The following is a 23,126-nucleotide window of genomic DNA, read 5'->3' as shown; positions in this document are numbered from 1 at the left end:
AGAATCCTCGTTTCATATTAACGGGAGATGAACATTCCCTTACCAATATATGACATGGTGACGGGTGTGCGCACGTTTTTTGTGTGAGTAATTGCTATTTGTGGAGTTTTTCTAACGAAGGGAGTTCGTGTGTGCGTGTGGAATGATAATGGGCCACTCTTAAAGCAGGAGTGAGAGGTGAACACTGGAACAAAATTCAATGTGTTCGTGTAGAGAAAAAACGTGTTCGTGTAGAGAATACGTGTAGAGAAAAATGGACACCGAACCTGAGAGCGCCTGACGGCGCGAGGGCCGCTCGTAGCGGCTAATAGTGGAGCCCGGGGCTTTCGAGGTTCGATGTCTTGCGTTAAGTTTAACATCGTGTCTCATGTCACTCAACTGGGAAAATGATTCCGCTGAAGGAACTCGCCGTCGCTTTTGTGTGAATGCGTTCGGGATGTTGCGGTGTGTATATTCCAGGGCGCGTGGGGCGTTCGTGAAAGGTGATGACTTAATGCAGGTGATGTTAGGTGTTCAGGTTGCTACGATGCGCATATAAGCGGGGCGCGCATGGCGTTCGCAAAACTTAGAAAGCGAGATAAACGCCGTGACGTGGCAAAGCACCCGCGCCCCGGCTAGGCTAAGAATATGGCTTTTGCAATTCCTGAAAATCTTGCCCCGGAAACATATCCGATGGCGTGGCTTGTTGATACGTGGCGCGGTGCCGGGCTTCTCGAATACGAAGGTGTGGATGCCAGCGCCTATCTCCACGAGCTTCGTATAGACAACGATAACGGTGGCCCCTACCTGCACATTCACTCAAATGTTTGGCTCGCGCAGGAACCGGCCGGCGCTATCGACCGCGATATTCCAGGCGGACGCATGTATAACCAGCTCACCAAGGGGCAGCTGTGGTCCAGTTGTAGCGGGTATTTGCGCCAATCCCCGAATTTCCCGGACGGCAAAGACGGGCGTTACGTTCTTGAAGGCATTGTGTCCTTCGCTGCTGGACACGCAACCACGTGGGCTGGTTTCATTAAAGGCCCGCAATTCCAAATTGTTGCCGACGCCATCGCCGCCACCCCCTCTGCCGCTACTTTTGAAGGTGGGCAGATTATGGGCGGTTACGTCGAATCTGAGCTGTTTTACGCCTACGATATGGCCGCTTTTGGTGCGGATATGCGTCCCTACATGTCCGCTCGTCTTCAGAGGGTCTCGGATATGGACACTCCGGGTAGCTCGCCTCACGCCGAAAACGCCTAACTAACGTTTTTTCGACGACGATTTTTTCGACGACGAAACCTGCAACTTTGTGAAGATGACGCATGAGTGATAGTTACTACAGTCCGTTGTTGAAAATGCCTGGCGTAGTCGAAGGGAGGGGCGACCTGGAAGGCGTCGCGCTTCACTTCGGAAACCCGGTAAAAGAACAGCGCGCCCTTGAGGACGGGCACGGGTTTGCCGACCTTTCTTTAAGGGTTGTTTATACGACGGAGAATGGCCAACACGACACGAGGCGTCGGTACGCATATGGTTGTGTGGAATCTGGTGAACCGGCGATTGTTGAAACTGAAAACATCAATGCGGAATGGGAAAAATTTTGCGCTCGCGGATATGTATGTGCGGGTATTGAGGCGTGGCGCGCAGTTCGGGTATCCAAAGGGATTCCTGACGCAGTAGAAGATACCTGCCTGAAAATTGCGCCCGAAGATTATGTTCTGACGAAGTTCTGGCTCGAAGGTGTTCCTGCCCAAGAGCTTCCAGAGCCGGGCTCACCGATTTTCGTCGTAAAAAAAATAGGTGATGACGCGGGCGGTCGCCTAGGTGGTGGCGCAGGCCGAGATGCAGACGCTAACCTCGGCGCTAATGTCTGCGGTTACGTGACAACCGTCGCGCGCCACTGGGAAGAAGGGCCCGTCGCGCTTGGGTTTTTGCGCAAGGATGTGCGTGAACAATTTATGACAGGGGCAGGGCTCGCGCCCGCCAGCACGCACGTCCTCGAATCAGATGCATGTAAGTCGCATAACTCTGCGCCTCAACTTACCGTGGGTAGTTTTACGTGCGCACCCGATCTGTTTTCTTGCTAACTGGTGTGTTGAGCCGCTGACTAGATGCGTCGAGCCACTAACCCGATGTGTTTCCTCGCTAGCCCGACGCCTTTGCGCGCGCCACATAAGAAAACCAGGGTGCCAGGCTACAATGTGTGGGTGAAGAGGCGCCCCAGTGCGCGAAATTAACCATGTCGCGGTGATGGAAAGGCAACGTATGAGCGCAACAGAGTTGGTGTACAACATTTCGTGGTGGACAATGATGACGGTGAACGTGCTTATCTGCCTCTTTATGCTGTGGGCGTTTGTCTCCTGCTTTACGCGGCCGGAAAGCGATTTCAGATACGCTCGCAAATCCAAACAGTTTTGGGTGAGTGTTCTGGTGGTGGCATTAGTTATTATGGTGATGACAATCGTATTGCCGTTCCGCCTGCCATTCCAGGGGATACTGACTTTCGCTTCCGCTTTCGCAGCGCTCTTCTATCTTGGGCCGGAACAGCAGTGGATGGGACCACGCAGGCGACGTCCCAGAAAATAAGCGCGCACCTTGTGCGTGGAATCGCGGTTTTAGAAGGTACGACGGATGTAGTACGACGAAAGTAATAAGACGAAGGTGACGAAGGCAGGACGGATGCGCGACGCATGTTGCAAAAAGCCTGGTGAAGCTCACCGTCACATGTCGTGCAAGAACCGCTAGAGCTAAATGCGCGTGGCGGATTGGGAAAACTTCGTCGAACATATCGGATATGAACGTAACGGATAACACAGAATACAGGAGTGAAAGGAAACGAGGTTATGCGAGCGGTTATTCAGCGCGTGAAAAGGGCGAGCGTCACGGTTGATGGCGAGATTGTTGGGGAGATTAAAGAGCCTGGGCTGTGTGTTCTCCTTGGCGTTACTCACAGCGACGCAGATGCGCAAGCGACCAAAGTGGCTCAAAAAATTGCGCAATTAAAGGTGTTGCGCGGGGCGGACGGTTCTGATGAACAGTCGGACAGGTTGAGCGCAGAAGAAGCGGGCGCGCCCATTCTCCTGGTATCGCAGTTCACACTCTACGCAGATGTGCGTAAGGGACGTAAGCCCTCCTGGTCTCACGCGGCCCCCGGAAATATTGCGGAACCAATGTATGAATGTGTAGCGAAAAAACTTCGGGAAACTTACGGGCTTCATGTGGAAACAGGGTCTTTCGGAGCCATGATGGATGTGGAGTTGGTGAACGACGGCCCCTTCACACTCCTGGTTGAGGTTGAAGCATAGGGGTAGTGAGGTTTTTCTCTCAGCGTTCAGCTCATGCCCTTGGCGAAAGTGTGGAGCGATAAGGCTCTCTTATCGTTACTCTGTTATGTGATTACCTAGTCCATAGGAGAGTTATGTTCGAAAGGTTTACCGATCGCGCCCGTCGCGTTATCGTATTGGCGCAGGAGGAAGCACGCAACCTCAAACACAGCTACCTGGGTACGGAACACATCCTGCTCGGGCTGATTCGCGAAGGCGAAGGGGTGGCGGCAAAAGCGTTGGAAGCGCTCGGGGTTACCCTCGAATCTGTGCGCATGCAGGTTATTGAGATTATTCGTGAGGGGCAGGAGGCGCCCTCGGGGCATATTCCTTTCACGCCGCGCGCCAAGAAAGTCATTGAATATGCGATGCGTGAAGCTCTTCAAATGGGACACTCCTATATTGGTACGGAACATTTGCTTCTGGGGCTGACGCGAGAGGCCGACGGCGTTGCCGCGCAGGTTCTCATTAAACTCGACGCCGATTTGGCGACGGTGCGCAACCAGGTTTCCCAACTGATTTCAGGCTTCCAAGGCAAGGAAGCCGTCGGTGTTGGAGGTGGCGGGCCACGCTCGGGTCAACGCTCCGGTTCCACGATTCTCGATCAGTATGGACGTAACCTCACGGTTGCCGCTCGTGAACATAAGTTGGATCCCGTGATTGGGCGCCATACGGAAACTGAACGCGTGATGCAGATTCTGTCTCGTCGTACAAAAAATAATCCGGTGTTGATTGGCGAACCGGGCGTCGGAAAAACTGCCGTCGTGGAAGGTCTTGCACAAAATATTGTTGCCGGAAAAGTGCCCGAAACGTTGAAAGATAAGCAGATTTACGCTCTTGATATGGGGTCGTTGGTTGCCGGTTCGCGTTACCGTGGCGATTTTGAAGAGCGTATGAAGAAGATTTTGAAAGAAATCAATACGCGTGGCGATATTGTGTTGTTTATCGACGAAATCCACACTCTTGTGGGTGCGGGTGCTGCCGAGGGTGCCTTGGATGCCGCCTCGTTGTTGAAGCCGAAACTTGCGCGCGGGGAACTTCAGGTGATTGGTGCAACCACTTTGGACGAGTACCGCAAATATATTGAGAAGGATGCGGCGTTGGAGCGTCGTTTCCAGCCGATTCAGGTTGAGCAGCCCTCGGTGAAGCAAACTGTTGAGATTTTGACGGGCTTGCGTGACCGTTACGAAGCATTCCATCGCGTGACGATTACCGATGATGCTTTGGAGTCCGCAGCCGCCTTGGCCGATCGCTATATTAATGACCGTTTCTTGCCGGATAAGGCAATTGATTTGGTGGATGAAGCTGGGGCTCGCCTCGCTATCCGCAAAATGACGGCTCCGCCGGAATTGCGTGAACTTGATGATCGCATTACGGCAACGCGCCGGGCGAAGGAAGCTGCGATTAACGCACAGGACTTTGAGAAAGCCGCAGGGCTTCGCGATGAAGAGCAGAAACTTTCTGAGGAACGTGCTCAGCGCGAAGAAGCCTGGAGGAATGGCGAGATGGATGAGGTTTCCATCGTCGACGAAGATGCGATTACCGAAGTTCTTTCCATGACAACAGGTATTCCGGTCTTTAAGCTCACAGAAGCTGAATCTGCGAAGCTGTTGCGTATGGAAGAAGAATTGCATAAGCGTGTGATTGGCCAAAATGAGGCTGTTTCTGCGCTCTCGCAGGCGATTCGCCGTACACGTGCGGGCTTGAAGGACCCGAACCGTCCGGGCGGTTCCTTCATTTTCGCTGGCCCAACCGGTGTGGGTAAGACCGAGTTGGCGAAGTCCCTGGCTGATTTCTTGTTTGGCGACGAATCTGCGTTGATTACGCTGGATATGTCCGAATACTCCGAGAAGCACACGGTTTCGCGTCTGTTCGGTGCGCCCCCAGGATATGTCGGTTATGAAGAGGGCGGGCAGCTGACCGAAAAGGTTCGCCGCAAGCCGTTCTCCGTGGTCTTGTTTGACGAAGTTGAAAAGGCACACCCGGATCTGTTTAATTCACTTCTCCAAATTTTGGAAGAGGGGCGTTTGACGGATTCGCAAGGACGAGTTGTTGACTTCAAGAACACCATTATTATTATGACGACGAACCTCGGTACGAAGGATATTGCGAAGGGTGTTCAAACCGGGTTCCAGTTTGATGCAGATACGCAAACATCCTATGAGCGTATGAAGTCGAAGGTTTCTGAAGAATTGAAGGATAATTTCCGTCCCGAATTCTTGAACCGTGTGGACGATATTATTGTGTTCCCGCAGCTTGAGCATAAGGAAATTCTCCAGATCGTTGATTTGATGATCGCTAAGCTCGATAAGCGTTTGAAGGAACAGGATTTGACGATTGTTCTCACGAAGCAGGCGAAGGAATTGCTTGCGGACCGTGGATACGATCCGGTTCTTGGTGCTCGCCCGTTGCGTCGAGCCATTCAGCGCGACATTGAGGATGTTCTTTCCGAAAAGTTGCTGTATGGCGAGTTCAAGAAGGGCGATGTGATTATCACCGATGTTGATAATCCAGACGATCCCAAGGAGTTGACGTTCCGTGGCCAGGCAGCCGGCGAGCCTTTACCTGAGGGCGTGGAGCTTGTTCCAGAACCTGAAGAGATGGAAGGTTTGGCCTCGAATAAGTCCACCCGTCCGGCATGGTCTGCGCCAGTTGCCGGGGGAGGCTCCGGTGGTGGCATGAAGGCCGCTAACTAGTAACGGATAAGGCAGGAATGAATAGAAGCAGAACTCTGCAAATACTTGCCGGTGCGCCAGTGGCATGTGCCACTGGCGCACTTTTTGCAAAAGCTATTGCCTCGTTTTCTTTATGGTGGACTATCGCCATTGGGGTGCTTGTCGTCGGTATTTTTTGTGTCGCAGCGTATCGTGTTGAGCGTGAACAACTTCGCCAGCGAGTTACTTCTCCGCAAGGCACGGTGGACGAGACTGATTCTTGTGAGGCGCCGGACGAATCAGATGAGGTAACGCCACGAAAACTTCTGCTTGGCAAGGTATATCTGATGTTGATAGTGACGTTAGCTCTATCGTTGTATGCAGGAATGGCAAAACATGTTGAGCCGTGGATATGTGGCTTGCTGTGTGCGATGGTGTGTATCGGTTATCAGGCGTATGGATATGTGAAAAGGCGAAAACATAAAGCATAATGCATAGAAATACATAAATTTTAAGCATGGCCAATGCCATAAAACTATAAAAACGCGCAATTTCAACGTTACTTACAAAATTGAGACGTTCAGCTATTGTGCATAACTTGCAGAAACTTGCATAAATAGTACTATTGTGTGCATGGCTATTAACGTTGCAATCGCTGGCGCTACCGGATATGCCGGCGGAGAAATAATTCGTTTGCTCCTCGGGCACCCCAAATACGCCTCGGGAGAACTCACCATAGGCGCACTTATGGGAAATTCCAGCGCTGGACAACGTTGTGCTACCGCCATCCCTCATGCGCCACAGCTCGCCCACCGCGTTATTGAAGCCATGAATACAGACATTCTTGCCCAACATGATGTTGTTTTCCTCGGGCTCCCACACGGACACTCCGCCACAGTTGCCAAAGCGGTAGGGGACCGCGCTATCGTCGTCGATTGTGCAGCAGATTTCCGCTTGAAACATCAAACAGATTGGGACAACTACTACGGCGGAACCTACGCAGGATCGTGGCCCTACGGAATCCCGGAACTTCCCGGCCACCGCGAAGCCATCGCCGCGAGCAAACACGTTGCCGTACCAGGATGCTTCCCCACGGGCGCAACCCTCGCCACCTATCCGGCACTCCAGCACGGATTTATTGAACCAAATATTTCCATTACGAGCGTTACCGGCGTTTCCGGGGCAGGTAAAAGCGCATCTGTGCCGATGCTCGGCGCGGAAACCATGGGGTCGCTAAAAGCCTACAAAACCGCCGGAACGCACCGGCATACACCAGAAATTATTCAAAACCTTGAAGAGGTCAGCGGCGGCAAAAAAGTGAATATTAGTTTCACGCCCGTTTTAGCGCCACTTCCGCGCGGAATCCTTACCGTCGCATCTGCACCGCTTTCCGACACAATCATGAACAAAACAAAGGACGTGGTTGCGGCCGTGGATTGCCCGGATAAAAACATCTCGCAGAACGTACACCCCGCACACACTCAAATCGTTACCGAACAGATTCGTGACATCACCGCGCAGATTCGCGGAGCGTACGAGGATGCATATGCGAAAGAAGCCTGCGTCCATCTCCTTGAGGAAGGTATTCAGCCACAAACGCAGCACGTGTTGGGCGCGAATCTGTGCCACGTCCAGGTGGAAGTTGATTCGCAATCAGGCAGACTCCTCATGGTTTCCGCCATTGATAACCTCACGAAAGGCACGGCCGGCGCTGCCATTCAATGCATGAATATTGCGCTCGGCTGGGAAGAAACAGCGGGCTTGCCACTCGTTGGAGTGGCGCCGTAAACGGGTAGGAACGAAAGTTAAGGACAACAATGAGCATCACAACACCCGCAGGATTTAGCGCTAGCGCAACAGCTGCGCATATCAAGCCATCCGGCAAACCGGATATGGCTCTCGTCGTCAATAATGGACCACTTTATGTTGCCTCAGCTGTGTTCACCCGAAACAAAGTGTGCGCTCCGCCCGTGAAACTCAGCCGAAAAGCCGTGGGACACGGAGAACTACACGCGGTCATCTACAATGCGGGAAACGCCAACGCGTGTACAGGAGAACGTGGCTGGAACGACGCGCTCGCTATGCAGAAAAAAACTGCGGACGAACTCGGCTGCTTACCGGACAACGTTGCCGTCTGCTCTACCGGAATCATTGGCGACTACCTGCCGATGGAGAATATTTCATCCGGTATCCACACCCTCGCAGCAACCCTAGGCTCACACGGTAGCCAAGCCGCCCGCGCCATTATGACAACAGATACCGTCTCCAAGGAGGCAATCGTCGTAAAAAATGGGTGGTCTGTTGGGGCAATGGGTAAAGGCGTGGGGATGATGGCGCCGTCCCTGGCAACAATGCTTGTATGCCTCACAACGGACGCCGTAGTGGATGCGTCGCTAGCGGACTCGGCACTCCGCGCAGCAACCGCGAAAAGCTTCGACCTCGTCGACATCGATGGATCAACCTCCACCAACGACACCGTTATTCTCATGGCAAGTGGCGCCAGCGGGATAAGCCCGGATCCGCAAGAATTCGCGGCGGCCGTGAAAGAAGCCTGCGTCAATATTGCGCGCCAGATGCAGTCCGACGCTGAAGGATCCAGTAAGCGCATAAGCATCACCGTTAGAGGAACCGGGAGCGACGAGGAAGCCCTGGACGCGGCGCGAACCGTCGGCAGGGACAACCTCTTCAAATGCGCAATGTTCGGGTCGGACCCGAATTGGGGGCGCGTTCTTGCGGCAGTTGGCATGGCTCCTGTTGCAATGGATCCGGACAATATTAGCGTCGCTTTTAACGGAGAAACCGTGTGTAGCGAAACATGCGCGACTGCCGGGGCGCGCGACGTGGATTTGACGGGCGAAGATATTGCCGTGGAGATTGACCTGGGAACGGGCGGTGCGGGCACAGCAACCGTGTACACGACGGACCTTTCCCACGCCTACGTTGAAATCAACTCCGCATACACGACGTAACGGGTGAGATGTTGCTGATGGTTGTTACCGAAAAGCTGACAGCGTGTAGCGTGTTAGGCACCTCGCGACAGCCGAGAATTTCCGCATCTCACACGATAAAGCAAAAACAGATGAGGGAACAGTAAAGGAAACAGAAGATGAGCACGAATACCCCAAAGCTCACGGACGCAAACCGCGCGGAGGTGCTTGCCGAAGCGCTACCCTGGCTCCAGTTCTTCAGGGACAAGATCATCGTCGTGAAATATGGCGGAAACGCGATGATTGACGACAAACTCAAGGCTGCCTTCGCCGCGGATATGGTGTTGTTGCGAACCGTGGGTGCGCGCCCCGTTGTTGTGCACGGGGGAGGGCCGCAGATTAACGAGATGCTGGGGCGGCTCGGGATTCACTCCGAATTTAAGGGCGGTTTCCGCGTCACAACCCCCGAAATTATTGACGTTATCCGCATGGTGCTCTTCGGGCAGGTTGGGCGCGAACTGGTGCGGCTCATTAATTCGCACGGGCCCTACGCGATTGGTTCTTCGGGCGAGGACGGCGGGCTGTTTACCGCCACGAAGCGGTTTGCCACGGTGGACGGGGTTCCCACAGATATTGGCCTGGTGGGAAATATTACGGAGGTGAATCCCAGCGCGGTGAGAGATCTTATCGATGCTGGGCGAATCCCCGTGATTTCAACGATTGCGCCGGGTAAGGACGGAAATACCTACAATATTAATGCGGACACGGCTGCCGGGGCGCTCGCGGTTGCGCTGGGCGCGGAGAGGCTCGTTATGCTCACGGATGTGCCCGGGCTTTACACGGATTGGCCCAACCGAAATTCGCTTGTGTCCCGTATTGACGCAACGCCTCTCGCGAACCTCCTGCCCAAGCTGGATTCGGGCATGATTCCGAAAATGGAGGCGTGCTTGAATGCGGTGGAGCACGGGGTGCGTGCCGCGCAGGTGATTGACGGGCGTATCCCGCACGCGGTGGTCCTGGAACTGCTCACCATGGGCGGTATTGGCACGATGGTGTTGCCAGATAATTTCAACCGGGAGGAATACCCGGACGGTATTGTGATGAGGAAGGCGGCTAACGATGAGTAACACTCGTGAAACGTGGGGACACGTCCTCATGAATACGTATGGGACGCCAGCGGTGACGATGGTTCGCGGTAGCGGAGCCACGTTGTACGACGATAACGGCAACTCCTACATTGATTTCCTTGCCGGCATTGCCGTAAATTCTTTAGGTTATGCTCACCCGAAGGTTGTTGAGGCGGTGAGTAGGCAGGTGGGGAAGCTTGCCCACGTGTCCAACCTGTTGGCGTCCACTCCCGTTGTTGAGGCGGGGGCAAAGCTCATCGAGCATTTCGCGACCGGGGATGAGGATGTTGCCAGTAGCGCCCGCGTTTTCTTCTGCAATTCTGGTGCTGAGGCGAATGAGGCTGCTTTCAAGCTGGCGCGGAAAACCGGGCGGAGGCGTATTCTTGCCGCCAATCACGGTTTCCACGGACGCACCATGGGAGCCCTCGCCATGACGGGCCAGCCCGATAAGAAAGAGGCCTTCCACCCCTTCCCGGCAGGCGTGGAGTTCTACCCCTATGGGGACGCGGATTATGTGCGTCAACTCGTGGAGATTAACCCGAAGGACACCGCCGCAATTATTTTGGAGCCGATCCAGGGCGAAACGGGCGTGATTCCAGCACCCGAGGGTTTCCTTGCCGAAGTACGTAGTTTGTGCGACGAACACGGCATCCTCATGATTGCCGACGAAGTACAAACCGGTGCCGGGCGTACCGGAAAGTTTTTTGCGTGGCAGCATGAAGGCGTGCGTCCGGACGTGGTGACTATGGCGAAAGGGCTTGGCGCAGGATTGCCAATTGGTGCTTGCCTTGCGTGGGGTGAGGCGGCTCAGCTTTTCGTACCGGGCGATCACGGAACAACTTTTGGCGGCAATCCTGTTTCTTGTGCAGCGGCTGGCGTTGTGCTTGATACTCTCACCCCGGATTTTTTGACGACCGTGGAAAAACGTGGCCAGCTATTACGATCTAGCCTTGAAGCTCTGCCGCAAGTGGAGTTTGTGCGCGGGCGCGGGCTCATGCTCGCCGCAGTTCTCAAAGAGCCTATTGCGAAACAGGCTGTTGCGCAGGGGCTCACTCTAGCCACTCCACATGCGCAAGGCGCTACAGGTACAGCAGAGGCGTGTGGCGCGAAAGGTGGCGTTGTTCTTAACGCAACCGGGGCCAATGTGCTTCGGTTCGTCCCTCCGCTTGTTATCACGGAAAAAGAAATCACGCGAGGGGTGAAATCCGTTTCCGAGATTCTACGGTCGCAGATAGAGATTCTACAGTTATAGCAGGGCTTTGGCAGTGGCCGGTAACGTTAGTAGGTTACGATACTGGCGTAAAGAAAGGAAAGTAAGGCATGGCAGTTCGGCATTTTTTAGCAGATGATGACGTAACACCCGCAGAGCAAGCCGAAATTTTGGCGCTCGCGGCGGAGTTAAAAAAGGCGCCATATTCGCGCGCGACCTTCGCCGGTCCGCAGTCGGTTGCGATTCTTTTCGACAAAACATCGACGCGAACCCGGTTTTCTTTCGACGTTGGTGTGACGCAGCTCGGCGGGCATGGTATCGTCGTCGATTCTTCACAATCTCAAATGGGGAAGGGCGAAACCTACCAGGATACGGGGGCGGTACTTTCGCGTTTCGTTAGCGCGATTGTGTGGCGGACTTTTGCGCATTCAAATTTGACTCAGATGGCGCAAACAGCAACGGTTCCCATTGTGAATGCGCTCTCCGATGATCTACATCCCTGCCAGGTGCTTGCGGATCTGCAAACCTGTATTGAAAACCTGTGTCCCGAGGAGGGCGTTGCGGGTTTGAAGGGCCACAAAGCCGTGTATTTTGGCGACGGAAACAACAACATGGGTAACTCGTACCTCCTTGGTTTCGCCACAGCCGGCATGGATATTACCATTTGTTCGCCGCTTGGCTTCCAGCCCCTTCCCGAATTCGTGAACCGCGCAAAGAAGCGTGCGGAGGAAACGGGTGCACATATTGTTGTTACCGATAATGTGGATGAGGCAATTTGCGGTGCCGATGTGGTTATTACGGATACGTGGGTGTCCATGGGGATGGAGAAGGACGGCATTGACCGGCGTACGCCTTTCCTGCCCTACCAGGTTACTGAGGAGCTAATGGCCAGGGCGAATGAGGACGCGATTTTCCTGCATTGCTTGCCGGCATATCGGAATAATGAGGTCACGCCAGGCGTGATTGACGGTCCTCAATCGCGGGTGTTCGACGAGGCCGAAAACCGCCTCCACGCCCAAAAAGCCCTACTCGTCTGGCTCATGGAACACCAACCTGAATAGGCTGAAAAACTTCTGCGGAGTTTCATACCCAAGTAAAAGATTCGAATGAACTCTACTTCTTGTAGTCATGCACCACAGGAAGTTTCATAGTTACTGATTGAACTCCACAATGCACTGGGAGTAAAGCGTGCGCGTTTCGCCGGGTTGAAGCGCGAGGGCCTCGCGCAATTCGGGACGATTCAAGGCGTTCGGCATAAACTGGCACGGCTCGATGGCAATCGCGCGAAGCGGGTCACGCCCCAAACCTTGCCCGGAGAACAGATGGAAATTCCCTTGCCCAACACCGGTATCGAGAAGTGCCCGAACCGTGATTGTGCGCCGCCCCGTGCGCAAAACAGCACTCACCCAACCATCTGGATCAGGAATAAGCCCCGTGATGCCGGTGTCCCAGTTTCGTGGTAGAGCAACATTTTTCAAGCCGTCAATATCGCGGAAGGCTTCGTTGCCGTCGTATGGAATTTTCGCGGAATCCGAAGAAATTACGTAACGTCCCTCAACGTAAACCTTGTGTTTATCGTAGCTATCGTCGAGAAGGAAATAGGGGTGCCACCCGAGCGCAACTGGCGCGGGAACGTCCCCACAATTTTCGGCCTTAATCAGTACGTCAAGAACACCGCTTCCCACCAAAGAATACGTGACGGTGAGGTCAATATCGCCGGGGTATGCGGCACTCGGCGTGATCCGCGTGCGCAGGCGAACACATGCGCTATTATCCGTATCCACAACCTCAAAATCTTGGGCAAAAACAATACCGTGAATACCTTTTTCGTAGCCTGGGGCAAGAGGTTCCGGCCCTTCAAAAGTGTGCCCTTCTGTGTCCGTCCACTGTCCATTCCGAATCCGGTTGGACCAGGGCGCCAAAACATTGTTTCGCGAACCGTTCATTGCTTTTTGTTCGGCATCGTTTCGGTAACCGTCGAGAATATTTTTTCCGTCAACAACCCATTCGCGAATCATGGCGCCGTGCGGGGTGACGGTGAGGGTGTCGCTTGCATTGTGTGCATTTGCGAGCGGAGGGAAGATGCGGGTTGCGTAAGTTTGTGGAGTTTCGTTGCCCATCAGTTTCCTATCTAACGTGTGAAAGTTGTGAAATATTTGCGCGGGTTGAGGTGGTTGCGGATATGAATGTACGACGATAACGAACTTCGGTGTATATACGCCATAGTAATATACGACGGCGAAGCTACGAGGGTGAGATTATGCGCTGATGTGCGGATGTGCGAATACGTGTCACATAATGCGGCACAATAAGAAAAGTGGTGGGTGGTTGCTCAGGGGGTTGCAACCACCCACCTCGCATGGAGCCACATGTCGAACATAATCTCCGACATGTAGACCTAGAACCGAAAGCATATGGAAGGGGTGCTCCACGGCTCCATAGATACGCGATAAAGAGTGTGTCAGCTTTTTGCCTCAACACTCCACAGAAACCTTAGAGGCTCGGGTCAATGCGATAGAACACGGAGTTCCAGCGCAGGTGGTTTTCGAACTTTTCGGTTGTTGTGCTCTCATCAATTGTGGCGAGTTCAACACCGGCAATCTTGGCGAATGCCTTCCACGTATCCAAGCCGACCTGGGTTGTCATCACCGTGTGGTGGGCAGCGCCCGCGGCAAGCCAGCAATGCGTGGAGGTCTGGAAATCAGGCGCAGGCTTCCACACTGCACGAGCCACAGGAAGAATCGGGAGTGGCTGATCAGGTTCCACAACGTCTACCTTGTTTGCAACAAGGCGGAAACGTTCACGAACATCGGACATCGCAACAACAACAGCGTCACGCGGAGTTGCGGTAAAGACAAGGCGTACAGGATCTTCACGATCGCCAATGCCGAGCGGATGGATTTCGAGGCGCGGCTTCTCGTCGCAAATCGTGGGGCAGATTTCGAGCATGTGGGCACCGAGAATCTTTTCGTCGTTGCGAACGAGGTTGTAGGAGTAATCTTCCATAAGGGAGGCGCCACCGGGGAGCCCGTAACCCATAACTTTGGCGAGGCGAACGAGGATCGCTGTCTTCCAATCGCCTTCCGCACCGAAACCGTAACCGTCGGCCATGAGGCGCTGAACGGCAAGGCCTGGGAGCTGCTTCAAGCCACCCAAATCTTCGAAGGTGTCCGTGAAGGCGCCGGCGCCCTGGGCTTCAAGGAAGGAACGCAAACCGGCTTCCTGCTTAGCTGCGTAACGCAGGGATTCGTGGCGTTCTGCGCCCGGGTGAAGTTCGGGAACCACGTCGTAAAGATCCATGTATTCTGCGACGAGTGCGTCAACTGTTGCGTCGTCAACCTTTTCGATTTCGGCAACAACGTCGTTTACGCCCCAGGTGTTAACGGAGATACCGAAACGAACTTCGGCTTCCGTCTTGTCACCTTCGGTCACTGCAACATTGCGCATGTTGTCGCCAATGCGGGCAACCTTGAGTGTCTGTGCTTCGTTCCAGCCGATAGCTGCGCGTGCCCAAATGCCGACCTCTTCGTGCACTTCTTTATCGGTGAAGTGTCCAACAACGGTTGTGCGGGAAACGCCCATGCGGGTGAGGATGTAGCCGAATTCGCGATCCCCGTGCGCAGCCTGGTTGAGGTTCATGAAGTCCATGTCCATGCGTGCCCACGGCATTTCGCGGTCAATCTGGGTGTGGAGGTGGAGGAGTGGTTTGCGCATGGCTTCAAGCCCGCGGACCCACATTTTTGCGGGGGAGAAGGTGTGCATCCACGCAATCACACCAACAACGTTATCGTTGGCACCAGCGTCGAGGAAGGTGCGAAGGATATTGTCTGACGTGGTAAGAACGGGCTTCCACACGATCTTGACGGGAACTTCCGGGGCTTCGTCAATGGCGTTCGCAATCGTCTGGGACTGCTCGGCAACCTGATCGAGTGTTTCTGGACCATAGAGGAACTGGCTTCCTGTGAGGAACCAGATTTCCTTACCTTCGAATGGGTTTTTCATGGATAACTCCTTTGTTGTGTTGGGTTAAAAATTTTCTTGTTTGTTGGGCGCTGTTGGCGCTGTGAGCGCTGTGGGCGCTGTTGGACGTATTTCCAGTGGAAATTCTTATGTGCGGTTCGCGGTCCTCGCGCGGATTCTTCCACTTCCGGGGCTCATTTTATTGGGTCCCGGTTCGCTAGACCCGGTTGGTTACGCCCGAACCTTGCGCCAGGAGCGCGGTTAACCGCGTGGTGTGCCTACTGTCCGTAAACGTTTTGGTAACGGTTGTAGAGATGGTCAATTTTTTCTTGGGGAATCGGCAACGGTTCGCCAAGTTGGCGGGAAATATGAACAGTTCGTGCAACCTCTTCGACCATTGTCGCCGCCTTCACAGCCGCTTCGCCATCTTTGCCGATGGTGAAGGGTCCGTGATTCTGCATGAGAACGGCCGGGGAACGATGTCCTTTCAGCGTTTCGACGATGCCGCGTCCAATGGAATCGTCGCCAATCACGGCGAACGGGCCGATGGGGATAGGGCCACCGAACTCGTCGCCCATCATGGTCAGAACGCACGGAATCTCTTCACCACGTGCCGCCCATGCGGTTGCGTAGGTGGAATGCGTGTGGACAACCCCACCTACTTCGGGCATATTTTCGTAAACGTAGGCGTGCGCTGCGGTATCGGATGAGGGATTTCTGTCTCCGTCAACAAGATTTCCCTTAATATCGCAGACGACCATGGATTCTGGTGTCAGTTGGTCATATCGTACACCGGATGGTTTGATGACGAACAGGTCTTTTTCACTAGGTTCATCTCCGACGACGACGCGCTGGCTCACATTCCCTGCTGTCCACACCACGAGTTCCCAGCGGGGGAGTTCGGCGTGAAGTTTGCAGACAATATCGCGAGTTTCAGCGACCTTTTCGCGAATGTGTTGGGGATATGCTTCGAGTCCCATTGTTCTCCTTTATGTTGTGTGGGGTGTTACGTGTTGAAGTGGCTGCGCATGCGGGCCGGCCTGGAAGGCGTGGCCCAGGGCGCTACTTGAGAGACTGCGCGGGCGGTTACCCGCGCAAAAACTGTTAGGCATCTAGCCGAGTTTCTACCGGGTGAGATGGCGTGCATCTCGCCCGGCTTTAACTCAACTAGCTCGCCTGGTTTTACAGGGCACGCGGGGGGAGGGCGGAAATTGCGCTCGATTGGATGGTCAATCCCTGCCTGTATCCCGCGAGGAATGTGGCGAATCCGCGCTCATCAACAGTTGAGGGGCTGATCGTGGCGTTAGATGCGGAGGCGAAAACAACTTCGTCGAGGAAATCGGGCAGTGCGTGTGTCTTTGCGCCGTTCTTCTTGCAGTAGGCCACGTAGGCTGCGAGAACCGCCATGCCCCACGAACCGCCTTCGGAAGCGCCATCGGGAACCGTGATCGGGGTGTGCGTTGCGGCGGCGAGCAGGCGCTGAGCCACTTTTTCGGTACGGAATACGCCACCGTGTGCCGAGAGAATATCGAGATGAACGTCTTCCTTTTCGAGGACTTCCAGGCCGATAGCGAGGGCTGCGAAGGTGGAGTACACCTGGGAGCGCATAAAGTTCGCAAGGTTAAGTGTTGCCCATGGTGCGCGGGTAATGAGGGGGCGGCCTTCCGTCAGGTTAACGACGGGTTCGCCGGAAAGATTGTTGTAGGCGAGGACTCCGCCCGCATCCGGTTCTCCATCGAGGGCCGCGCCGAGCATAGCTGCGTAAATCGTATCGGAGCTAACATCCGGAGCGCCCAGGGCAATGCCGACTTCACGGAACATTTCCACCCAGCGTGACATTTCGTCCGCGCCGTTATTGCAGTGAACCATGGCAACCTGAGCACCATCGGGCGTGGTCACAATATCAAGTTCGGGGTGAACATTCTTGAGCGTTTTTTCCAAGACTGCCATAAGGAAAATGGAGGTTCCCACACTCACGTTTCCGGTGCGGGGGCGTACGGCGTTGGTGGCAACCATGCCTGTTCCTGCGTCGCCTTCGGGAGGAGCGCAGAGCACGCCGGCCTGGAGTTTTCCGGAAGGGTCAATGAGGCGTGCGCCTTCTTCGCTCAGGGTTCCCGCATCGGCACCGGCCGGCAGAACTTCGGGGAGAAGATCGGCAACATTGCGTCCATCGCCGGCTATGTTGTTGAATTTTTCGATGAATTCGGGAACGTAGGTGCTTCCGTCGTCGGAAATGGGGAACATTCCTGAGGCGTCTCCCACCCCGATGACCTTCTTGCCCGTGAGCTTCCAGTGGACGTATCCCGCGAGCGTTGTGAAGAAATCAACGCTGGGGACATGTGGTTCATTGTCCAGCATTGCCTGGTAGTAGTGAGCAATGGACCAGCGCAACGGAATGTTGAAGTTGAAAGCTGCGGTGAGCGCCTCGGCTGCGCGCCCCGTCGTCGTATCTCTCCATGTGCGGAAGGGGACAAGGAGGTTTGCATCTTTGTCGAAAGCCATGTAGCCGTGCATCATGGCTGAAATTCCGAGGGCTGAATATGTTGTTGCGACGACGCCATATTTTTCCTGGCATTCGTTCACTAGTGAAGCGTATGCGCCTGCGATTCCTTCCCAGATGGCGTCCAGCGAGTAGCTCCAGTGGCCATCAACGAGCCGGTTTTCCCAGGAGTGAACGCCGGAGGCGAAGGCTTCGCCGTCCGGGGTGACCAGGCTGGCTTTAATACGGGTGGAACCGAATTCGATTCCCAGGCAGGCTTGCCCGGAGGACAAAATCTGTGCGTAATCGGGGCCAAGTGGCATGTGACTCTCCTTCGAGTGGTATGTGCGAAGTTGCGGTTAACACGAGGGTAAATGTTAGCGTTAACATCCGTATGCTCTTAGTATGCACAAAAAATTGAAGATATGCAAGGGGCAATTTTCCCTATAGTATTTTTCTCTAGAATCACCTGCGTCGCATTGGTAAAATTCAGGGGCTGTGATGTGCTGACACGGAATAGTCGAGTATTTTTCCTCTGAGCGTCAGAGGCGTTGTGCGGTTTCCTGTAAAGTATCAATAGTGTTGATAAATCAGGGGTTGCAGGAAGCTGAGAGATCGAGAGATAAACGGAACAGATAGGAAAGATTGATTATGCGCGATATGCGAACAACATCAATGGCTCAGGTAGCCAAGGTGGCTGGCGTGTCTCATCAAACCGTCTCACGTGTTATCAATAATTTCCCCGGAGTGCGTGAAGAAACTCGCAAGCGCGTCAAGAAAGCTATTCGCGATACGGGATATGTGCCAAATACGGCGGCTCGAACCCTGGTAACAAACCGTTCTTCTATGGTGGGAGTTATTTCGGTAGGCTCATTCCTTTTTGGTCCGACGCATACTCTAGCAGCCCTCGAAAAAGAGGCGCGCGAGGCGCGATACACCACGCTTTTAACCACGGTTTCAGAGAATTCTCGTGAAGAATTCTTCGCCGCTGTCAATAATTTTCTCCAGCGTAGCGTTGATGTGATTATCGTCATTGCCGCACGTCATTCGACGACGGAATTCGTTGCGGAGTTGGAGTTGGATATTCCACTGATTACGGTGGGAATCGAGGCTGATGCGGCCGAACATATTCCCGGATTGTGTGTTGATCAGGATGCTGGGGCACGCATGGCAATTCGGCATCTTCACCAGCTTGGACATGAGCATGTTGGTTTGATTAACGGCCCTGAAAATTGGAATGATGCCCAGCTTCGCCACGATGCGGCGCTCGACGAGGCTCAAAAATTAGGCATGAGAATTGTCAACTATTCCGGAGATTGGAGCGCGAGATCCGGTTTCGATACGGGAATGTATATTGCTTCCCTGCCCGTTGTAGAGCGCCCCACGGGGCTTTTTTCCGCCAATGATCATATGGCTTTGGGGCTGTTTGCAGCCTTCGCTAAATGCGGGATTTCTGTTCCGCGCGACATGTCCGTCATTGGTTTTGATAACGTGCCGGAGTCCGGATATTACAGCCCTGCGCTATCTACGATTTCTCAAGATTTTGATGTATTAGGGTTTAGGGTGTTAAAGGCTGCCCTTGCTTTGGTTGCCGGAGAAGAGCCCGATTTAACGCCGGTTCCTCCGCGTCTTGTTATACGTGAATCCACGGCGCGTTTGCGCGTCGAATAGTCCAAAACCGGGGTTGGTTTAGTTCAAAAATCGGCGTTTCGTTTGGTTGAAAAAGCACGCTTCGTGTAGTTCAAAAACCGATGCTTTACGTAGCCCAAAAGCCTGCATTCGTTTCGGTTATGTCCAAAACACCGATTTTTCACCCTGATTTGTCCAAGATTATGAACATTCTCATGTTACGTGTCCAAAAATCGTCGTAAAAACATCATGTTGTGGCGCCGGCTGAGCCTCTAAAATTCTCGGCGCAGGAGATTTTTACCACGACGCCCGAAAAACTGTGAGCCGCATCACTTTCTCTCAATCTGTTGACATATGCGTTTTTCTTCCCTAGTATGCAATGTATGCGAAAATGTTAGCGATAACATTTAGATGGATGGGTAAGTTCATCACCGTTGACGCAGCTTACATCACGAAACATGGGTGTTTCTACAAAGGAGTTTCTATGGCACAACAAACAGCTTCGGAAAAGAAAATTTCCGGCAAGTTTATTTATTTCTTCGGTTCCTTCGGCGGAATCCTCTTTGGTTACGATATCGGTGTGATGACGGGCGCACTGCCCTTCCTCGTCCATGACTGGAATCTAACAAACGCCACCGTTATTGGCTGGATTACAGCGGGCGTTATGGCTGGCGCTATTTTTGGTGGCGCCCTTGCAGGTTTGCTCTCGGATCACCTTGGACGGCGTCGCATGATTCTCGCATCGGCAATCGTCTTTGTTATCGGCTCCATCGCCTGCGGTATTGTTCCGGATGGAGGAACATTATGGCTCATTATTAGCCGTATTTTCCTTGGACTTGCCGTTGGTGCGGCTTCCGCCCTCGTTCCCGCCTACATGTCTGAACTTTCCCCCGCACACCTTCGCGGAAACCTGTCCGGCTTGAACCAGACAATGATCGTTTCGGGTATGTTGCTGTCCTATATTGTTGACTACATTCTCAAGGATCTGCCTCACGAATGGGCATGGCGCACCATGCTTATTGCAGCTGCGGTTCCCGCGATTATTCTCTTCCTCGGCGTGTTGCGCCTTCCAGAATCTCCGCGTTTCCTTATCCGTAAGGGTGACGAAGCAGGAGCGCGCAAGGTTCTCGGCTATATCCGCTCCCCAGAAGAAGTTGAAGCAGAAATCGCAGAAATTAAGACAACTGCTGCGGAAGAAAGCCGTGCAGCCCACGCCGTGAACTGGGGAAGCCTCTTCTCCTCACGCTACCGCTACCTCGTTATGGCCGGTGTTGGCGTGGCAGCCTTCCAGCAGTTCCAGGGCGCAAACGCCATCTTCTACTACATTCCGCTCATTGTTGAAAAGGCAACCGGCCAGGCCGCGGGCGAAGCTCTCATGTGGCCCATTATCCAGGGCGTGATTTTGGTTCTCGGCTCACTCCTCTTCATTGCCATTGCGGAAAAAATCAACCGCAAGACCCTCATTATGGTTGGCGGTAGCGTGATGGCCCTGTCCTTTATTCTTCCCTCGATTATTAACTGGGTCATGCCGGGCGCACACCCCATGATGATTGTTGTATTCCTCAGCATCTACGTTGCGTTCTACTCCTTCACATGGGCGCCACTTACCTGGGTTATTGTGGGCGAAATCTTCCCGCTGGCAATTCGCGGACGCGCCTCCGGTATTGCCTCCTCATGTAACTGGATTGGCTCCTTCCTCGTGGGTCTCATCTTCCCCATCATGACGGTTCATATGAGCCAAGAATTCGTCTTCCTGATCTTCGGTATTATCTGCGTCCTCGGCGTCGTTTTCGTGAAGTTTGCGGTTCCGGAAACGCGTGGGCGCACGCTCGAAGAGATTGAGGAACATGCTGCACAGCGCGCTAAGTAGGATGAGTGCTTAGCTTTGTGAATCAGCATGGTTGTCACTTCTCTCACGTTCGTTGGGATAACGTGAGATAGGTATGACGACGGTATGGCGGGCAGTTTACTGCCCGCCATATTTTTCGTCGTAAAAAAGGTAATAGAAATAAAAAATTCCGCTGTGCATGATAAGCTAAACACGCGATAGCTCGCTTTCATCATATAAAACACGTAGTCGGAAATAATACGTGTGGCCAACGAAGATTGTGATGATTCTCGAACTGTCGGAATCCTCAATATGCACGCTCGTTATGGATGCACCCTCCTACTGTTGAAAGGTATGTTTGTGTCTATCCTTGCCCATATTCGTTCCGTTTTACCCTGCAAAGATGATGCCCAGCAGGTAGCCCGCCACTGGAAAGGCGATATTTTTGCCGGTATTACCGTCGGCGTTGTTGCCCTTCCCCTAGCCCTCGCTTTCGCTGTCGCTTCGGGAGTCAGCGCAGAAATGGGGCTCATTACCGCCGTCGTTGCGGGAACAGTTGCCGCTATTTTTGGCGGATCTAACTATCAGGTTTCTGGCCCCACCGGGGCCATGGTCGTGATTATTGCTCCCGTGACTGCACTGTACGGGCAGGGGATAGTGCCACTCCTCGCACTCATGTGTGGTTTCTTTGTGTTCCTCGCCGGTATTCTCGGACTTGGGCGCGCAGTCTCCCTCCTCCCATGGCCGGTTATTGAAGGTTTCACCCTCGGTATTGCCGGTCTTCTCTTCCTCCAACAGGTTCCCAATCTTTTAGGCGTGGCGGCGAAAAAGGGTGGGAACACCGTCGTCACAGCATTTCGTGCTTTCTTTGACATTGAAGGCATAGCGTGGATGTTTACCCTAATGCTGGCGCTCCTGACCGTCCTCATTATTGTGGGGCTTGGAAAACTTTCGCCAAAAATACCCGGTTCGCTTATTGCCGTCGTTGTTGCGACAGGCGTAGCGGTTGTGTGTAGAGTAAAAATCCCCAGCATCGGCACCATTCCCGATTCGCTTTCTGCCCCGCATCTTCCTCACGCCACCATGGATATGGTGATGCAACTTCTTCCCGTTGCATTAGCGGCCGCGGCGCTGTGCGCAATCGAATCCCTTTTGTCCGCGCGCGTGGCTGCCGGCATGGTTCCAGGTGGATCCTATAATCCGGATCGCGAACTCGTGGGGCAGGGGATGGCGAACATGGCAGCCGGGTGTTTCGGGGGCTTGCCAGCCACCGGCGCAATCGCCCGAACAGCCGTGAATATTCGCACCGGCGGGCGTAGCCGACTCTCTGCCGTTATTCACGCACTCTTCTTTATCGGCGTGATTTACCTGGCCTCCACAGCGGTGTCGTATATTCCGCTCGCGACGCTTGCGGGCGTTCTTATCGTGACGGCCTGGAACATGGTGAGCCGCAAAAATATTATGCAAATCGCCTACTCAACTCGCTCCGACCTCTCCGTCCTTTTCCTCACCGCGATCCTCACAATTGTTCTCGATATTATTTGGGCGGTTGCTGTAGGTATTTTGGTTGCGGGAATCCTCGTGTTGAGGAGGCTCGCCGCGCGGAGTGGTATTGTGCGCGAAAATAGCGAGAATCCGCGGATTGCTGCAATTCGTATCGACGGAACCATGTTCTTCGGTGTCGCAGACCGCATGGAGCACGAAATCCCGAAACTTGGGGGCGTGGAGGTTGTTATTCTGCGTTTGTCCCGCGTAGGTGTTTTGGATGCTAGCGGGGTGAAGGGTATCGGTGAAGTGGTAGACCGTATTCTCGGTTCCGGAAGAAAAGTTGTGGTGTTGGGCGCGGCTCCCGAAGTCTTGGCGATGGGTATTCGCATGGGGCTTCTCCGCCAGAATCAGGTCGACGACCACTACCGCGATACGCGCGAGGCCGCCTGGGAACGTGCGGAAGAAATTCTCGACGAACTCGACGCAGCTAAGAAATAGTTTTCTACGCGCTTGCTAGGGATT

Annotated in this window: 18 protein-coding genes; 14 read left to right on the top strand and 4 right to left on the bottom strand. The window is 53.9% G+C overall.

Annotated elements, in window-relative coordinates:
- The first annotated feature begins 627 nt into the window (after positions 1-627).
- From G445_RS0105410 to argF, 11 genes are all read left to right on the top strand, one after another.
- On the top strand, positions 628-1,242 hold the full coding sequence (locus tag G445_RS0105410) for an FABP family protein (RefSeq protein WP_022866535.1): 615 nt from the start codon (positions 628-630) through the stop codon (positions 1,240-1,242).
- A gap of 62 nt (positions 1,243-1,304) precedes the next feature.
- Entirely contained in the window at positions 1,305-2,066 is a 762-nt protein-coding gene (locus G445_RS0105405) for a hypothetical protein (protein ID WP_022866534.1), read from the top strand.
- Between the two features lie 178 nt (positions 2,067-2,244).
- Entirely contained in the window at positions 2,245-2,565 is a 321-nt protein-coding gene (locus G445_RS0105400) for a DUF2516 family protein (protein WP_022866533.1), read from the top strand.
- A gap of 257 nt (positions 2,566-2,822) precedes the next feature.
- Positions 2,823-3,284 carry a D-aminoacyl-tRNA deacylase gene (gene dtd, locus G445_RS0105395; RefSeq protein ID WP_022866532.1) on the top strand — a complete coding sequence of 154 codons (462 nt, stop codon included), beginning with the start codon at positions 2,823-2,825 and terminating at the stop codon, positions 3,282-3,284.
- A 113-nt stretch (positions 3,285-3,397) separates the two neighbouring features.
- Positions 3,398-5,998: an ATP-dependent Clp protease ATP-binding subunit gene (locus tag G445_RS0105390; protein WP_022866531.1), complete on the top strand. Its 2,601-nt coding sequence runs from the start codon at positions 3,398-3,400 to the stop codon at positions 5,996-5,998.
- A 17-nt stretch (positions 5,999-6,015) separates the two neighbouring features.
- On the top strand, positions 6,016-6,447 hold the full coding sequence (locus G445_RS0105385; protein WP_022866530.1) for a hypothetical protein: 432 nt from the start codon (positions 6,016-6,018) through the stop codon (positions 6,445-6,447).
- Between the two features lie 142 nt (positions 6,448-6,589).
- On the top strand, positions 6,590-7,744 hold the full coding sequence (gene argC, locus G445_RS0105380) for an N-acetyl-gamma-glutamyl-phosphate reductase (RefSeq protein ID WP_022866529.1): 1,155 nt from the start codon (positions 6,590-6,592) through the stop codon (positions 7,742-7,744).
- A 29-nt stretch (positions 7,745-7,773) separates the two neighbouring features.
- Complete coding sequence (gene argJ, locus G445_RS0105375; protein ID WP_022866528.1) at positions 7,774-8,925, top strand: bifunctional glutamate N-acetyltransferase/amino-acid acetyltransferase ArgJ; 1,152 nt, start codon at positions 7,774-7,776, stop codon at positions 8,923-8,925.
- Between the two features lie 137 nt (positions 8,926-9,062).
- Positions 9,063-10,010, top strand: a complete 948-nt coding sequence (gene argB, locus G445_RS0105370; protein WP_022866527.1) for an acetylglutamate kinase — start codon at positions 9,063-9,065, stop codon at positions 10,008-10,010.
- Positions 10,003-11,262 (top strand): acetylornithine transaminase, encoded by a 1,260-nt coding sequence (locus G445_RS0105365; protein WP_022866526.1) that lies wholly within the window; start codon positions 10,003-10,005, stop codon positions 11,260-11,262. The genes argB and G445_RS0105365 overlap by 8 nt, the downstream gene beginning before the upstream one ends.
- 68 nt (positions 11,263-11,330) lie before the next feature.
- Positions 11,331-12,281, top strand: a complete 951-nt coding sequence (gene argF / locus G445_RS0105360) for an ornithine carbamoyltransferase (RefSeq protein ID WP_022866525.1) — start codon at positions 11,331-11,333, stop codon at positions 12,279-12,281.
- Between the two features lie 90 nt (positions 12,282-12,371).
- Here argF and G445_RS0105355 read toward each other — a convergent pair whose 3' ends face one another.
- The 4 genes from G445_RS0105355 to G445_RS0105335 all read right to left on the bottom strand — a co-directional run bounded on the left by G445_RS0105355 (position 12,372) and on the right by G445_RS0105335 (position 17,982).
- On the bottom strand, positions 12,372-13,340 hold the full coding sequence (locus G445_RS0105355; protein WP_022866524.1) for an aldose 1-epimerase: 969 nt from the start codon (positions 13,338-13,340) through the stop codon (positions 12,372-12,374).
- Positions 13,341-13,713: 373 nt separating this feature from the next.
- Positions 13,714-15,222 carry an L-arabinose isomerase gene (gene araA, locus G445_RS0105350; RefSeq protein ID WP_022866523.1) on the bottom strand — a complete coding sequence of 503 codons (1,509 nt, stop codon included), beginning with the start codon at positions 15,220-15,222 and terminating at the stop codon, positions 13,714-13,716.
- Positions 15,223-15,458: 236 nt separating this feature from the next.
- Entirely contained in the window at positions 15,459-16,160 is a 702-nt protein-coding gene (locus G445_RS0105340) for an L-ribulose-5-phosphate 4-epimerase (protein WP_022866521.1), read from the bottom strand.
- 202 nt (positions 16,161-16,362) lie between these two features.
- Complete coding sequence (locus tag G445_RS0105335; RefSeq protein ID WP_022866520.1) at positions 16,363-17,982, bottom strand: xylulokinase; 1,620 nt, start codon at positions 17,980-17,982, stop codon at positions 16,363-16,365.
- Positions 17,983-18,310: 328 nt separating this feature from the next.
- On the opposite strand from G445_RS0105335, the gene G445_RS0105330 reads away from it, so the two are divergent.
- The 3 genes from G445_RS0105330 to G445_RS0105320 all read left to right on the top strand — a co-directional run bounded on the left by G445_RS0105330 (position 18,311) and on the right by G445_RS0105320 (position 23,102).
- On the top strand, positions 18,311-19,330 hold the full coding sequence (locus G445_RS0105330; protein WP_022866519.1) for a LacI family DNA-binding transcriptional regulator: 1,020 nt from the start codon (positions 18,311-18,313) through the stop codon (positions 19,328-19,330).
- A gap of 442 nt (positions 19,331-19,772) precedes the next feature.
- Positions 19,773-21,158, top strand: coding sequence for a sugar porter family MFS transporter (locus G445_RS0105325; protein ID WP_026420972.1), 1,386 nt, complete (start codon positions 19,773-19,775; stop codon positions 21,156-21,158).
- A gap of 222 nt (positions 21,159-21,380) precedes the next feature.
- Positions 21,381-23,102, top strand: a complete 1,722-nt coding sequence (locus tag G445_RS0105320) for a SulP family inorganic anion transporter (protein ID WP_022866516.1) — start codon at positions 21,381-21,383, stop codon at positions 23,100-23,102.
- Positions 23,103-23,126 lie beyond the last annotated feature (24 nt).

Origin of the sequence: Actinotignum urinale DSM 15805, from assembly GCF_000420445.1 — a bacterium.
Taxonomy (GTDB): Bacteria; Actinomycetota; Actinomycetes; order Actinomycetales; family Actinomycetaceae; genus Actinotignum; species Actinotignum urinale.
This window is presented reverse-complemented; position numbering and strand designations above follow the sequence as displayed.

Bases quoted from the DNA above. Each gene is read 5' to 3' on its own strand.
- argJ (WP_022866528.1), top strand. From the start codon at position 7,774: ATGAGCATCACAACACCCGCAGGATTTAGCGCTAGCGCAACAGCTGCG.
- araA (WP_022866523.1), bottom strand. From the start codon at position 15,222: ATGAAAAACCCATTCGAAGGTAAGGAAATCTGGTTCCTCACAGGAAGC.
- G445_RS0105325 (WP_026420972.1), top strand. From the start codon at position 19,773: ATGGCACAACAAACAGCTTCGGAAAAGAAAATTTCCGGCAAGTTTATT.
- G445_RS0105390 (WP_022866531.1), top strand. From the start codon at position 3,398: ATGTTCGAAAGGTTTACCGATCGCGCCCGTCGCGTTATCGTATTGGCG.
- argC (WP_022866529.1), top strand. From the start codon at position 6,590: ATGGCTATTAACGTTGCAATCGCTGGCGCTACCGGATATGCCGGCGGA.
- G445_RS0105410 (WP_022866535.1), top strand. From the start codon at position 628: ATGGCTTTTGCAATTCCTGAAAATCTTGCCCCGGAAACATATCCGATG.
- G445_RS0105340 (WP_022866521.1), bottom strand. From the start codon at position 16,160: ATGGGACTCGAAGCATATCCCCAACACATTCGCGAAAAGGTCGCTGAA.
- argF (WP_022866525.1), top strand. From the start codon at position 11,331: ATGGCAGTTCGGCATTTTTTAGCAGATGATGACGTAACACCCGCAGAG.
- G445_RS0105385 (WP_022866530.1), top strand. From the start codon at position 6,016: ATGAATAGAAGCAGAACTCTGCAAATACTTGCCGGTGCGCCAGTGGCA.
- G445_RS0105365 (WP_022866526.1), top strand. From the start codon at position 10,003: ATGAGTAACACTCGTGAAACGTGGGGACACGTCCTCATGAATACGTAT.
- argB (WP_022866527.1), top strand. From the start codon at position 9,063: ATGAGCACGAATACCCCAAAGCTCACGGACGCAAACCGCGCGGAGGTG.
- G445_RS0105405 (WP_022866534.1), top strand. From the start codon at position 1,305: ATGAGTGATAGTTACTACAGTCCGTTGTTGAAAATGCCTGGCGTAGTC.
- G445_RS0105335 (WP_022866520.1), bottom strand. From the start codon at position 17,982: ATGCCACTTGGCCCCGATTACGCACAGATTTTGTCCTCCGGGCAAGCC.
- G445_RS0105400 (WP_022866533.1), top strand. From the start codon at position 2,245: ATGAGCGCAACAGAGTTGGTGTACAACATTTCGTGGTGGACAATGATG.
- G445_RS0105355 (WP_022866524.1), bottom strand. From the start codon at position 13,340: ATGGGCAACGAAACTCCACAAACTTACGCAACCCGCATCTTCCCTCCG.
- G445_RS0105330 (WP_022866519.1), top strand. From the start codon at position 18,311: ATGCGCGATATGCGAACAACATCAATGGCTCAGGTAGCCAAGGTGGCT.
- dtd (WP_022866532.1), top strand. From the start codon at position 2,823: ATGCGAGCGGTTATTCAGCGCGTGAAAAGGGCGAGCGTCACGGTTGAT.